This window comes from Rossellomorea aquimaris (assembly GCF_020172085.1).
In the GTDB taxonomy this organism is placed as follows: Bacteria; Bacillota; Bacilli; order Bacillales; family Bacillaceae_B; genus Rossellomorea; species Rossellomorea aquimaris_E.
The window spans coordinates 112,552-126,565 of sequence record NZ_JAIVAT010000008.1 but is presented as its reverse complement, the minus strand read 5'-3'; the positions used below and the strand labels follow the sequence as shown (position 1 = coordinate 126,565).

The following is a 14,014-nucleotide window of genomic DNA, read 5'->3' as shown; positions in this document are numbered from 1 at the left end:
TCGGTGACATGCAAAAAGTAAGAAAAGCCATTATTCCTGCGGCAGGACTGGGGACACGATTTTTACCAGCGACCAAAGCTCAGCCGAAAGAAATGCTACCAATCGTAGACAAGCCTACTATTCAATATATTATTGAGGAAGCCGTTGCTTCGGGTATTGAGGATATTATCATTGTGACTGGACGTGGGAAGAGAGCAATTGAGGACCATTTTGATAAGTCTTATGAGCTTGAGGAAACGCTTGCGAAGAAGGGTAAGTATGAGCAGTTAGAAGAAGTCCAAGGGATTTCGAAGCTGGCTAATATCCATTATATACGCCAAAAAGAACCTCTTGGGTTAGGTCATGCGATTTCATGTGCGAGCCGCTTTATAGGGGGAGAGCCGTTTGCGGTTCTCCTTGGGGATGATATTGTACATTCTCAAAATAAACCTTGTCTAAAGCAATTAATAGATATATATGAACGTTATAACTCTTCTGTGATAGGTGTTCAGGAAGTGCCACAGGTAGATGTTTCTAAGTATGGTGTAATCTCCATTAACCAGAATGGGATTGAGGATGGGGTTTATCATATCAATGATTTGGTTGAGAAGCCTAGGGTTGAAGAAGCCCCTTCTAATTATGCGATTATGGGACGCTATGTGTTACGTCCGGAGATTTTTAATATCCTTGAGAACCTTACCCCAGGAGCTGGTGGGGAGATTCAGCTTACTGATGCTATAAAAGAATTGAATGAAATGCAGATGGTTGTTGGGTTTGAGTTTGATGGTGTGCGTCATGATGTTGGGGATAAGTTTGGGTTTATAAAGGCTACTTTGGACTTTGCTCTTGAGCGTGAGGATTTAAAAGGACAGGTTATGGAGTATTTGGAAAGTTTGGTAGTTGGGGTAGAGGGTTGAGGGGGTTACCTCAACCCCTTTCTTGATAAAGTGTTAATTTGAATTTGGTTTTAGTATGAATTATAGATTGATTAATTTAATAGCAAGAGAGAGTATTAGTGATTTAGAAGTTGGTTGGAACGACATAGCTATTCCAAATAAATTCTAACTTACTAAATAACTTTTCAAGGAGTGTTACAGACATGTACATGAAAATAAAAAGAATAATAGATATCATTCTTTCTTTAATTGGACTTTTAGTATTATCGCCGGTTTTTTTTATTCTAATTATTGCTATTAAGCTCGATTCAAAAGGTCCGGTTCTGTTCAAGCAAAAACGTATTGGTGTTAACAAATTACATTTCAATATCTTAAAGTTTCGAACTATGAGGATAGATACACCAAGGGATACTCCTACACATCTGCTAGATAATCCGGAACAATATATTACTAACATGGGTAAGTTTTTGAGGAAAACTTCACTTGATGAGCTACCTCAGATCTGGAATATTTTTGTAGGGGAAATGAGTATCATTGGGCCAAGGCCGGCATTATGGAACCAATATAATCTTATTACTGAACGAGATAAGTATGGTGCTAATGATGTCCCACCTGGTTTAACTGGTTGGGCGCAAATAAATGGTCGTGATGAGCTCCCAATTGAAGTTAAGGCCAAATTAGATGGTGAGTATGTTGATAAACTCGGTATTAGAATGGATATTAAATGTTTCTTTGGAACAATAATTAGTGTTGTAAAGAGTGAGGGGATAGTAGAAGGGGGAACGGGTTTAAAAAAGGGTGTAACCAGTAGCAAGGAGAGTATCTCTAAATGAAAAAAATACTAATAACAGGAAAGAATAGTTATGTGGGTAAGAGTCTTGAGAGTTGGTTCTTAAATTATACTGATCGGTATTCAGTAGATTTTATCAGTCTTAGAAATAAATCATGGAAAGAAGAGGACTTCTCTATTTATGATGTTGTTTTTCATGTAGCTGGTATTGCTCATGTCTCATCAGATCAAAAAATGGAGGATATGTATTATAAAGTAAATCGGGATTTAACAATAGAAACTGCTAAAAAGGCAAAGAGTGAAGGTGTGGAGCAATTTATTTTTATGAGTAGTATTATTGTATACGGTGATAGTAGTAGTGAAGAAAGAGTGATTGATAAAAATACCAAACCTACTCCTAGTAATTTTTATGGAAATAGTAAACTTCAAGCAGAAGAAGGTATAAAATCTTTAGATGGTGAAAACTTCAAAGTCGCTATTATCAGGCCACCAATGATTTATGGGAAAAATTCAAAAGGCAATTACCCTAAGCTTGCTAAAGCTGCGCAAGTTCTCCCTATATTTCCTAATGTAGATAATAAGCGTAGTATGCTTCATATTGATAATCTTTGTGAATTTATTAGGCTTATAATTGACCATAAAGATAGTGGATTATTTTTTCCACAAAATAAAGAATATGTTAACACCAGTGAAATGGTAAAGAATATAGCTGAAATTCACGCTAAGAATATTAAATTTACAAAGATATTCAATCCATTATTGAAGTTAATAGGCTTCAAATTTGGAATTATTAATAAAGTATTCGGGAATTTAGTTTATGAAAAAAGCATGAGTTTATATAAAGAGAATTATCAAGTAAGAGATTTTCAGAAAACTATTGAATTGACTGAGAAATAATTATGGAGGGTTGAAGAAATATGAAAAAGCATATTTTAGTAATTTCACAATATTTCTACCCTGAACAATTTAGGATTAATGATATTTGTACTGAGTGGGTAAAGAAAGGATATAAAGTTACAGTTATAACTGGAATTCCAAATTATCCGAGAGGACAATATTTTGAAGGGTATGGACTTTTTAAAAAAAGAAAGGAAACCTACAATGGAATAAATATTATTAGAATCCCACTGGTTCCTAGAGGGGATAATTCAATGATGCTTGCCTTAAATTATTTATCATTTGTAGTAACAGGATTCTTTTGGAATGTATTCACGAAAATAAAAGCAGACTATGTCTTTATATTTGAAGTATCTCCAATGACTCAAGCCTTGCCAGGTGTATGGTATGCGAAAAAAAGACAGGTGCCTTGTTACTTATATGTTCAAGATCTTTGGCCTGAAAATGTGGAGATTATTACAGGGATAAAAAACAAATATGTCATTGGAGCCATTGGAAAGATGGTTGATTATATATATAAACATTGCACTAAAATTTTCACCACATCAAAAAGTTTTGTAGATTCGATTGTAAAGCGTAATGTGGATAGACAAAAAGTAGAGTACTGGCCACAATATGCAGAAGAGTTTTATAGGCCATTGAACAAAAAAAGTGTTGTTGAGATCCCAAGTGATGATGCATTAAATATAATATTTGCTGGTAATATCGGGAATGCTCAAGGTTTAGATATCTTACCAAAAACGGCTTTATTAATTAAAGAAAAGCAAGTAAATAGAAAAATCCGATTTAATATAGTTGGTGATGGTCGATATAAGGAAACATTAGTTAAAATGGTAGATTCAAAAAATGTATCCGAAATGTTTAATTTTATCGAAAAACAGCCTGCTAGCAGAATTCCAGAACTTATGGCTGCTTGTGACGTTGCTTTCCTTAGTTTAACAAAAAACCCTTTATTTTCTATGACAATTCCTGCAAAGCTACAATCTTATATGGCTTGTGGGATTCCAGTGATTGCATCTGCAGAGGGTGAAACACATCAGATCCTAAAAGAATCAAACGCGGGTGTATCAAGTCCAGCTGGTAATGCAGAGAAACTATCAGAAAATATAATTGAAATGTTATCTAAAACAAATGAGGAATTAAAACAATTAGGTCAGAATGCTAAAGACTACTCTGATAGTAACTTTAACAAAGAAGAATTGTTAAATAGAATGGATTTGAATTTAAAAGATAATTCGAAATTGGAGGAGAAACAAATTGTTTGAAAATAAGACACTACTAATCACGGGTGGCACAGGTTCCTTCGGTAATGCTGTAATGAAAAGATTTTTAGATACAGACATTAAGGAGATTAGAATATTTTCAAGGGACGAAAAAAAACAAGATGATATGAGAAAAGTTTATAAAAATGACAAACTTAAATTCTACATAGGCGATGTAAGAGACTTGTCTAGTGTTAAAAATGCTATGCATGGTGTAGATTACATATTTCACGCTGCTGCATTAAAGCAAGTTCCTTCTTGTGAATTCTTCCCTCTGGAAGCAGTTAAAACTAATGTTCTAGGAACAGAAAACGTTCTTAATGGTGCTATAGAAAGTGGTGTTAAGAAAGTTATTTGCCTCTCTACTGATAAAGCTGCTTATCCAATTAATGCCATGGGAATTTCTAAAGCCATGATGGAAAAGGTGTTTGTAGCCAAGGCGAAAACGGTAGATCCAGAAAGAACTTTAATTTGTGGGACTCGATATGGAAATGTGATGGCTTCAAGAGGTTCTGTAATTCCATTATTTATTGAACAGATTAAGAGTGGCCAACCCATGACGGTTACTGATCCTAATATGACAAGATTCCTTATGAGTTTGGAAGAGGCTGTAGAGCTTGTGATATTTGCTTTTGAAAATGCAGAAGCAGGGGATATTATGGTTCAAAAATCACCAGCATCAACTATTGGAGAATTGGCGCAGGCACTTAAGGAATTATTTAATGTTGATAATGAAATAAAAGTGATTGGTACCCGTCATGGAGAAAAACTATATGAAACATTGCTTACAAGAGAAGAGCATGTAGTTGCAAAAGATTTAGGCGGGTTTTATCGAGTCCCTGCGGATCAAAGAGATCTTAACTATGAAAAGTATTTTGAAAAAGGGGATCAAAAGTTATCTTCTGAAGATGAATATAACTCTCATAACACAGAGCGATTAAGAATTGAAGCGATCAAGGATAAGCTGTTAATGCTTGATTATGTTCATGAAGAGTTGAAAGGTTGGAATAGAAGATGAACATATTAGTAACCGGATCAAAAGGTTTTATTGGTAAAAATCTTATAGCTGAATTAAAAAACCGCAACTATATAAGTATTCAAGAATATAGCAGGGACACTGATCCAGCTCTACTCAATGAGTACTGTAAAAATGCTGATTTTGTATTTCATCTGGCAGGAGTAAATCGACCAAAAGATCAATCTGAATTTATGGATGGAAACTATGGTTTTACATCTACACTATTAGAAACGCTAAAAAAGTACCAAAACAACTGTCCAGTAATGATTTCATCTTCTGTTCAAGCCAATTTAGAAAACCCTTATGGCATTAGTAAAAGAGCAGGTGAAGATTTACTTTTTCAATACAGTAATCAAACAGGAGCAAAAGCGCTGGTATATCGTTTTCCTAATGTCTTTGGGAAATGGTGCAAGCCGAATTATAACAGTGCAATAGCTACTTTTTGTCATAATATTGCTAATGGTTTACCAATCAATGTGAATGATCCGAACGTCAAGATGAATCTAGTATATATTGATGATGTTGTTGAAGAGCTTATTAATGCTTTAAATTGTAATGAAAGTAAAGTTGATGATTTTTGTGAAGTTCCAGTAGTTCACACTATTTCTCTAGGTGAAATTGTTGATTTAATTTATTCTTTTAAACAAAGTCGAGAAGAACGAACAATACCTGATATGTCTAATTCATTTTCTAAAAGTTTATATAGTACATATTTGAGCTATTTGCCCGAAGACCAATTTAGTTATGAACTTAAAATGAATGTAGATAATAGAGGGTCATTTACAGAGTTTATTAAGACTCCAGAAAGAGGTCAAGTTTCCGTTAACATTTCTAAACCTGGCATTACAAAAGGTAACCATTGGCACCATACAAAAAATGAAAAGTTTTTAGTTGTAAGTGGACATGGAGTTATTCGCTTTAGAAAAATTGATTCAAGTGAAGTTATTGAATATTTTGTCAGTGGAAAAAGGTTGGAAGTAGTTGATATACCTACGGGATATACACATAATATTGAGAATCTTGGTGACACAGATATGGTAACAATTATGTGGGCGAATGAACTGTTTGATCCTGAGAAGCCGGATACATACTACCTGGAGGTTTAGCATATGAAAAAATTAAAAGTTATGACAGTCGTTGGTACAAGACCTGAAATTATAAGATTGTCGGCTGTTATTAATAAATTAGAAGAATCAAGCGCAATAGAACATATACTAGTTCATACAGGACAAAATTATGATTATGAATTAAATGAAGTATTCTTTAAAGATTTTAATTTGAAGAAACCAGACTATTTTCTTAATGCAGCTACCGGAACTGCTGTAGAAACAATAGGTAATATCCTTGTTAAAATCGATCCAATTATGGAACAAGTTCAACCAGAGGCTTTATTAGTATTAGGTGATACCAATAGCTGCTTATGTGCAATAGCTGCAAAGAGAAGACAGATTCCAATATTCCATATGGAAGCTGGAAATAGATGCTACGATCAAAGAGTGCCAGAAGAGACTAATAGAAAAATTGTTGATCATACAGCAGATATTAATTTAACGTATAGTGATATTGCTCGAGAGTATCTGTTAAGAGAAGGGCTACCTGCAGATAGAATTATTAAAACTGGAAGTCCAATGTTTGAGGTTGTTGGTTCAAGAAAAGCAGATATTGAAAGATCTGATGTTTTAGAAAGATTAGAACTAGAAGAAGGGAAATATTTTGTGGTTTCTGCTCATAGAGAAGAAAATATCAGCTCCGAGAATAATTTTCTAGATTTAGTTGATAGTTTAAATGCAATTGCAGAAAAATACAAATTACCTGTTATTGTTAGTACACATCCTAGAACTAGAAATATGATAACTGCTAAGGGAGTAGAATTTAACCCATTAGTTAAAACAATGAAACCTCTAGGTTTTAATGATTATATTAAGCTTCAAATTAAATCTAAAGCAGTTTTGAGCGATAGTGGTACTATCAGCGAAGAATCTTCTATTCTAGGTTTTAGGGCACTCAATATTAGACAAGCTCATGAGAGACCCGAAGCTATGGAGGAAGGCGCAGTCATGATGGTTGGTGTAAATAATGATAGAATTTTACAAGGGTTAAGTATTTTAGAATCTCAAGAAAATAATACATTAAGATTAGTAAGTGATTATAGTATGCCAAATGTTTCTGAAAAAGTCCTTAGAATAATTTTGTCTTATACTGATTATATTAATAGAGTTGTTTGGGGGAAATAGCAATTTGAACCAACTATTAATGAGAAGAGACACATTAGTCTTTGAAGGAACAACTTTAGAGATTAATGATTTATTCACTAGTGAATTTTACCAGTTCTGTGATGAAAAAGTTGATCAATTTAAAGGTGATATTCCAGTTATTAATGAAATTTATTTAAGTAAGGTTCAGGTGCACCTAGCACTAATATTATTTTTTAAGAAAAATAATATTCAAGAGATTGTGATAGATGAAGTTGATGATTCTTTATATCCACTAGTAGTCGATACGGCAAAGAAACTAAGTATAAAAGTACATGTGAATAAAAAGTTAATTAATTATAAAAAGGTTTTAAAAGGACATGTGTATATAATTGTTTCTGTATTATTTTTGCTATGGAAAATGTTATTGATAAAACATTCATATACCTTAACCGCAAACCCCAAAAAAATTTCTATTGTTCGATCTCCTGCTTCACGAAAAAAAATGGAGAAATTTGAAGATATTTATATTCTAATTGAGGACTTTAAAAGCGAAAGATCTATATATAAATATTTTAGTAAATTAGATAGGGTATTGTGGTTATTTAAATCATGGGTGAATTCTTATGTAGAACTTAAGAAATATAAAAATTTCACCAAAGAGAAAATCGGAAAAAATAGTGGGATAGATGTGTTTGTTTTTTATAGCAAACGCATAGCTCATACCCTGCTATATCAGCATATATTAAATCATTATTTTACTACAAATAATAGAAGTATTTTTTATACAGGTAACAATTTAGATAGGTATGCATTGGTTGAAGAAATAGTTGCAAGGAAACATAAAGTAAACACTGTGTGTATCCCCCATGGAATAGAATATGGGTTTAAGCTTCCTCATTGTTTTACAGGAAATACCTTTTATACTACTAGTAAAAAGGCAGAGAAATATCTAAATCTTATTTATAAAGAGAATAAATTTAAATATGTAAAGGAAATTTCTGAGAAAATGTTTTCGTTTTCTTTTGAAAATAATTCAAAAGAAAGAGTAGTTTTCTTTACTGAACCTAGAGAGGTTAATGTGAATTTAAAAATCATTGATGAAATACTCCCATTGATGGAGCGGGAGGGTATTCTTCTTTATATAAAACTTCACCCAAAAGATTCAAAAAACAACTATGAAAAATATGGGGATAGATTAAATTTTATTGAAAATATTATAGAAGCCTTAACAGGTAACGTATGTTTCTCTAGAAAATCTACTACTCTTCTTGAAGCTGTGTATAATAATTCAAAAGTTAGTTCAATTATTACTAATGAGAAGGACAAAGCTATCTTCAATACATTTCCTTCATTACAAGATGAAAAAATTGAAGTATTTCATGATACTCTAAATCTTTTTAAATGGATAAAGACACAAGTAAACATTACTAAAAAAAGTAGAGAATTATAAAGAAAAAGGAGCTATTATTTTGGCAAATATAAACCTGCTAGACTGTACATTAAGAGACGGTGGTTACTATAACTCGTGGGATTTTGACGTGGAATTAATTGAAGATTATTTAAAAGCTATGAGAGAGATTTCTGTTGATTACGTTGAATTAGGCCTACGAGGGTTTGGAAATAAAGGATTTAAAGGTGCTTGTGCGTACACATCAGACAACTTCATTCGTAGTTTAATAATACCTGATGACTTAAACCTCGGTGTAATGGTGAATGCTAGTGAGTTAATTAAGCATGAGGGGGGACTAGAACAGGCTTTATCAGAACTCTTCTCCAATGCGAATGAATCGCCAGTTACTCTTGTTCGTATCGCTTGTCACGTTCATGAATTTGAAGAGGCACTACCTGCAGCAAATTGGCTGAAAGAAGAAGGGTATATGGTTGGTTTTAATTTAATGCAAATTGCTGACCGTACCTCTGAAGATATTAAGCGTTTAGCGGGATTAGCGAATGATTATCCTCTTGATGTATTGTACTTTGCTGATAGCATGGGGAGCTTGAATCCTGAAAAGACATCGATTATTATTCAAACAATTCGAGAGGTTTGGAAAGGACCAATGGGGATTCATACTCACGATAACATGGGCTTTGCATTAGCAAATTCAATTAAGGCGGTAGAAGAAGGAACAACTTGGATTGATGGCACAGTTACAGGTATGGGACGAGGACCTGGAAATGCAAAGACTGAATATTTAGCTATTGAACTGCAAAATTATCGAGATGTATCTTTGAATATCACACCATTAATGAAAGTTATAGAAAATTATTTTAAGCCAATGCAAGTAAGTCATGGTTGGGGTACAAATGTATATTACTACTTATCTGGAAAATATGGAATTCACCCTACTTATATTCAGGAAATGATTAGCGATTCAAGGTATGATGAAGAAGATCTTTTGGCAGTGATTGAACACCTAAAACACCAAGGTGGTAAAAAGTTTAATATAAATACTTTGGAAGCTGCTCGGAATTTTTATATTGGTGAGCCTAAGGGGACATGGAGTCCGGTAAATGTGTTGTCTGGAAGAGAAGTTCTGGTTATCGGAGCGGGTCCAAGTATTAATAACCATAAGCAAGCAATTGAAGAATATATCAAAAAGAATAATCCATATGTAATAGTTTTAAATACTAAAACTCCTATTAATTCGAAACTTATTAATGCTAGAGCTGCTAGTCATCCCGTAAGAATACTTGCCGATAGCTCTACCCATGAAGAATTAGATCAACCGGTAATAATGCCACTATCAATGATGTCAGAAAGTGTTAAATGCACTTATGAAAATAAAATAGTTCTTGATTTTGGTATATCTGTAGAAGAAGGAACTTTTAAATTTGAGGAGAATTTTGGAGTTCTACCTAACTCACTTGTATTATCCTATGTTCTTGCAATTGCTGCTAGTGGGAAAGCTACAAGAATTTTGCTTGCTGGATTTGATGGATATGGTGCTGGTGACCCAAGAACAGAGGAAATCAATCTTGTCTTAGAGCAGTTTATCGAGACTAAAAATTCACCAAATATAACAGCAATTACCTCAACGCAATATAAGGTAGAATCAAGCTCAGTATACGCACTTTAACAGGGGGATTAAAATGAATTATTGTGTAATTATTCCTGCTAGATATCAATCAACACGCTTACCAGGTAAACCACTTATAGATTTATGTGGATTACCAATGATTGTAAGGACTTATCAGCAATGTATTGAAGTGTGTCCACCAGAAAAAGTATTTGTAGCAACAGACGATTCGCGAATAGAAGAAGTTTGTCGTTCCTACAATATCCAAACTATTATGACATCAGAGTCATGTTTAACGGGCACTGATAGAATCGCAGAATGTGCCGAAAAAATAGATGCTGAGGTATTTATTAATGTACAAGGGGATGAACCTCTCTTTAATCCAGAGGATTTAAAACATATGATTTCAAGGATAGAAGAGCATCCAGGAGAAATATTAAATGGATACTGTGAAATTTTAGAAGAAAATGAATATCGAAGTAGTTCTATCCCAAAAGTTGTTTTCCGACCTGATGGAAGGCTTTTATACATGTCTAGAGCCTCTATTCCAACGACAAAATCGTTAGGTTTTGAAAAATCGTGGAGGCAAGTATGTGTTTATTCCTTCCCGCGAACGGCACTTAAGGAATTCTCACAAGTTTCTAATAAGACAACATTAGAAAGTATTGAAGACATAGAAATTCTTCGTTTTCTTGAACTTGGTTGGGATGTAAGGATGATTCATTTGTCGAGCCAATCTATTGCAGTGGACAATCCAAGAGATGTTTCTCGTGTTGAAGCTGTAATAAGAGAAAAAGGCTTACTATAGCTTTAGGAAATAGAGGTGAAAAAATGAACAGTTCAATATTAAATAAATATGAAGTAATCATTTTCGATTGTGATGGCGTGATAATGGATGTTAACCTGCTTAAATGTGAAGCTTTTGGAAAAGCGGTTGAAGAATATCCAGAAGAGGTGATTAGGGACTTTGTAGAATACTGTAAAAATTCTTTTGGTATTTCTCGATATATTAAATTCAAAGAATTTTTTACCAAGTTTGCAAATGAACCATTTGATGAAAAAAAATACCAAGTGTTTTTAGATAGATATGCAGCAGAGTGTCAAAAAATTTATGCATTAGCTGATTTTACTCCAGGGTGTGAAGAAATTTTATCTAAATTACAACATGAAAGAAAAACTCTATATATTGCTTCTGGCAGCGATGAACTAGAACTTAATAAAGCTTTTAAAGATAGGGGAATTCATCAATACTTTAAAAGCATTTATGGATCACCTAAGACTAAATCGGATTGCACTTCAGAAATCTTAGCTGATTGTCGAAATAAAAAAGTTGTTTTTATAGGAGATGCACTTTCTGATATGAAAACAGCAAAGGAACATGAAATAGATTTTGTTTACATGTCTAACTATTCAGTTCAGTCAACAGATCAAAATAATAAATGTGTAAAGGAAGCTGTTCAGTGCATCTCTACTCTACAGGATTTACTTTAATAAGAGTTAGAGAAATTTAAGGTCTTTTACGACCTCTTGATCTTTAATTGCGTTGAAATTTGATATACAAGTAACTTTAGGAAGTGTTTATTTATGAGAATTACACATATTTGCTTATGTGGGGCCTTTACTGATGGGTGGACATACCAGGAAAATTATTTGACCAAGTATCATAGAAAATTAGGACATGAAGTGAGTGTCATTACCTCCAAATATATCAGAAATGAAAATGCTGATTTAGTAATAGATAATCGAGATTCTTATGTTAATGAACATGGAGTAAAGGTTATAAGGATAAAAAACAAGTTTAATACTTCAATAAAATCAAAGTTTAAATTGTATGAAAACCTTTATACTACTTTATTAAGAGAAAAACCAGATATTATATTTATTCACAATATTCAATTTTTAAATATCTGGGGTGTAACTAGATATTTAAAGAAACATCCTCAAGTGGTTGCATACGCAGATAATCATACAGATTTTTCTAACAGCGCCAGTAATTGGATTTCAAAGGTTTTGCTACATGGGATAATATGGAGAAGATGTGCTTTAATGATAGAGCCATACTTGAGAAAGTTTTATGGGGTCCTTCCCTCTAGGGTGGATTTTTTAAAAAATGTTTATAAAATCCCTGAACGAAAGATTGAACTATTACTTATGGGCGCTGATGATGAAAAGGTAAAAGAAGCAAACCAAAAAGATCTTATTAATCAAATAAGAAAAAGACACCAAATTAATAATGAAGATTTCTTGATAGTTACGGGAGGTAAAATTGATCAAGCTAAAAAACAAACATTATTGCTAATGGAAGCTATAAAAAATATAGAAAGTCCTAATGTGAAACTTATTGTTTTTGGACCGGTAGTTGAAAGCTTAAAAGAAAAATTTAATTCTTTGGTGGACAACGATAAAGTTAAACATATCGGTTGGATTAATGGGGAAGAAAGTTATAAATATTTTGCAGCCGCTAACTTGGTTGTATTTCCCGGAAGGCATTCAGTGTTTTGGGAGCAAGTAGCCGGACAGGGTATCCCTATGGTTGTTAAACATTGGGAGGGAACTACCCACGTAAATATAGGAGGAAACTGTAAGTTTTTATATGAAGATTCAGTAGAGGAAATTAAACAAAAAATAATTGAAGTTATTAAGAATAAAGAGAAATATGAAAATCAAATTTTTATTTCAAGCACTGTAGCAAAAAAACACTTTTCTTACTACGAAATTTCTAAGAAGAGTATTGAAGAGTAAAAATGTGATGATGAGGAGGAATTTAAATTAATTTAGGTGAAATAAGGAGATTTTACTAAAATGATCAAAATTATTAATGTTTTAACTTTGTGCTTTATTATTTTTATCATTTTCATATTAAGTTTCTTTGAAAAAAAATTAAGTTATAAGATTAAGAAAAGAATTTTATTTTGGATAACCTTGATTATTTCAATTATTTGTGGCACTCGAGTAATAGGATTAGATTTAGAACCGTATAGAGAAATATTTAACAATCAGAGAATGATTCCATTGAATTTTGTGTTTATTAAAAATATGTTAGCTAGTAGACTAGAACCGATATTTGTTATTTTGATTTCTCTAATAAAACAAGTTGGATTGGGTTTTAAAACTTTTCTCTTTATTTCTGCAATTGTGCCAATGTATCTTGTTTATCTCGTTATTCTTAAGAAAGAGAAAGATTTCCCATTAGTAACATTTTTATTTTTTCTTTTAATCTTTTTGTTCAGAGGACCGGTGGATACAGTAAGGCATTTCTTCGCAGCAACTGTATATTTAACTGCACTATATTCTTTATCCAAAGGTAATAAATTTAACTTCTATTCAATGAGTTTAACATCTGTTTTGTTACATTATTCAAACATAGTAGTACTTTTAGTGAAACCTTTATTGAATATTAAGTGGAGTATATTAAAATATCTAACTACTATTATGACCTTCGGGGCACTTGCGTTTCTGGGAAGAGAATTGTTAATAGGTTATATGTCTAGCTTTAACTTTACAAATCCTATTTTGTGGAAATTGCAATTTTACTTGTTATATAGAAGTGAAACCTACCATTACCTTAATGGTTTACACGAAATATTATTATTCTTAATGTCGTATACTATTGTTTTCTTTAATATAATCATTAACTTAATAGGTTTAAAAATGAGGGAGGTAATTGTTAAAGATAATTTTTATAATTTGTTATTAAACTCACAAATTATCGGAACTATTATGGTACTTGTTTTTTCGATATTTGATGCTTCTACACTTGGACTAAGACTTAATTTTTTATTCAGTATAGGAAGCTTTTTTATTATAAAGCAAATTATTTTTAACAATCTCATAAAAAGAAAATTAATAATGTTTATATTTGTCGTATTATTTTTATGCTTATATAACTTTATCATTATTCTATATTTTGGCGGTATCCATGATCCAAAGAGTCCTTTCTTTTTAGGTTAATCAGAGTTA

At 32.4% G+C, this 14,014-nt stretch carries 13 protein-coding genes; all 13 read left to right on the top strand.

Going from position 1 to position 14,014, the window contains the following annotated elements; all coding sequences use genetic code 11:
- Nucleotides 1-8: 8 nt before the first annotated feature.
- The 13 genes from galU (at nucleotide 9) to LCL96_RS18225 (ending at nucleotide 14,005) form a co-directional block, all read left to right on the top strand.
- Nucleotides 9-896, top strand: coding sequence for a UTP--glucose-1-phosphate uridylyltransferase GalU (gene galU / locus LCL96_RS18285; protein WP_224943814.1), 888 nt, complete (start codon nucleotides 9-11; stop codon nucleotides 894-896).
- Nucleotides 897-1,078: 182 nt separating this feature from the next.
- Nucleotides 1,079-1,708 (top strand): sugar transferase, encoded by a 630-nt coding sequence (locus LCL96_RS18280; RefSeq protein ID WP_224943811.1) that lies wholly within the window; start codon nucleotides 1,079-1,081, stop codon nucleotides 1,706-1,708.
- Entirely contained in the window at nucleotides 1,705-2,562 is an 858-nt protein-coding gene (locus LCL96_RS18275) for an NAD-dependent epimerase/dehydratase family protein (protein ID WP_224943809.1), read from the top strand. Before LCL96_RS18280 ends, LCL96_RS18275 begins: the two co-directional genes overlap by 4 nt.
- A gap of 20 nt (nucleotides 2,563-2,582) precedes the next feature.
- Nucleotides 2,583-3,827: a glycosyltransferase family 4 protein gene (locus tag LCL96_RS18270; protein WP_224943807.1), complete on the top strand. Its 1,245-nt coding sequence runs from the start codon at nucleotides 2,583-2,585 to the stop codon at nucleotides 3,825-3,827.
- Complete coding sequence (locus LCL96_RS18265; RefSeq protein ID WP_224943806.1) at nucleotides 3,820-4,842, top strand: polysaccharide biosynthesis protein; 1,023 nt, start codon at nucleotides 3,820-3,822, stop codon at nucleotides 4,840-4,842. Before LCL96_RS18270 ends, LCL96_RS18265 begins: the two co-directional genes overlap by 8 nt.
- The gene (locus LCL96_RS18260; protein WP_224943804.1) at nucleotides 4,839-5,948 is read left to right on the top strand and encodes a capsular polysaccharide biosynthesis protein CapF; all 1,110 of its coding nucleotides are present in this window, start codon (nucleotides 4,839-4,841) and stop codon (nucleotides 5,946-5,948) included. Before LCL96_RS18265 ends, LCL96_RS18260 begins: the two co-directional genes overlap by 4 nt.
- 3 nt (nucleotides 5,949-5,951) lie before the next feature.
- Complete coding sequence (gene wecB, locus LCL96_RS18255) at nucleotides 5,952-7,076, top strand: non-hydrolyzing UDP-N-acetylglucosamine 2-epimerase (protein ID WP_224943802.1); 1,125 nt, start codon at nucleotides 5,952-5,954, stop codon at nucleotides 7,074-7,076.
- A gap of 4 nt (nucleotides 7,077-7,080) precedes the next feature.
- On the top strand, nucleotides 7,081-8,487 hold the full coding sequence (locus LCL96_RS18250) for a hypothetical protein (RefSeq protein WP_224943801.1): 1,407 nt from the start codon (nucleotides 7,081-7,083) through the stop codon (nucleotides 8,485-8,487).
- Nucleotides 8,488-8,506: 19 nt separating this feature from the next.
- Nucleotides 8,507-10,114: an aldolase catalytic domain-containing protein gene (locus LCL96_RS18245; protein WP_224943799.1), complete on the top strand. Its 1,608-nt coding sequence runs from the start codon at nucleotides 8,507-8,509 to the stop codon at nucleotides 10,112-10,114.
- A 13-nt stretch (nucleotides 10,115-10,127) separates the two neighbouring features.
- The gene (locus LCL96_RS18240; protein WP_224943797.1) at nucleotides 10,128-10,862 is read left to right on the top strand and encodes a 3-deoxy-manno-octulosonate cytidylyltransferase; all 735 of its coding nucleotides are present in this window, start codon (nucleotides 10,128-10,130) and stop codon (nucleotides 10,860-10,862) included.
- Nucleotides 10,863-10,885: 23 nt separating this feature from the next.
- Nucleotides 10,886-11,545, top strand: a complete 660-nt coding sequence (locus tag LCL96_RS18235) for an HAD family hydrolase (RefSeq protein WP_224943794.1) — start codon at nucleotides 10,886-10,888, stop codon at nucleotides 11,543-11,545.
- A 93-nt stretch (nucleotides 11,546-11,638) separates the two neighbouring features.
- Nucleotides 11,639-12,796 (top strand): glycosyltransferase family 4 protein, encoded by a 1,158-nt coding sequence (locus LCL96_RS18230; RefSeq protein WP_224943786.1) that lies wholly within the window; start codon nucleotides 11,639-11,641, stop codon nucleotides 12,794-12,796.
- A 60-nt stretch (nucleotides 12,797-12,856) separates the two neighbouring features.
- Nucleotides 12,857-14,005, top strand: a complete 1,149-nt coding sequence (locus LCL96_RS18225; RefSeq protein ID WP_224943784.1) for an EpsG family protein — start codon at nucleotides 12,857-12,859, stop codon at nucleotides 14,003-14,005.
- Nucleotides 14,006-14,014: the final 9 nt, after the last annotated feature.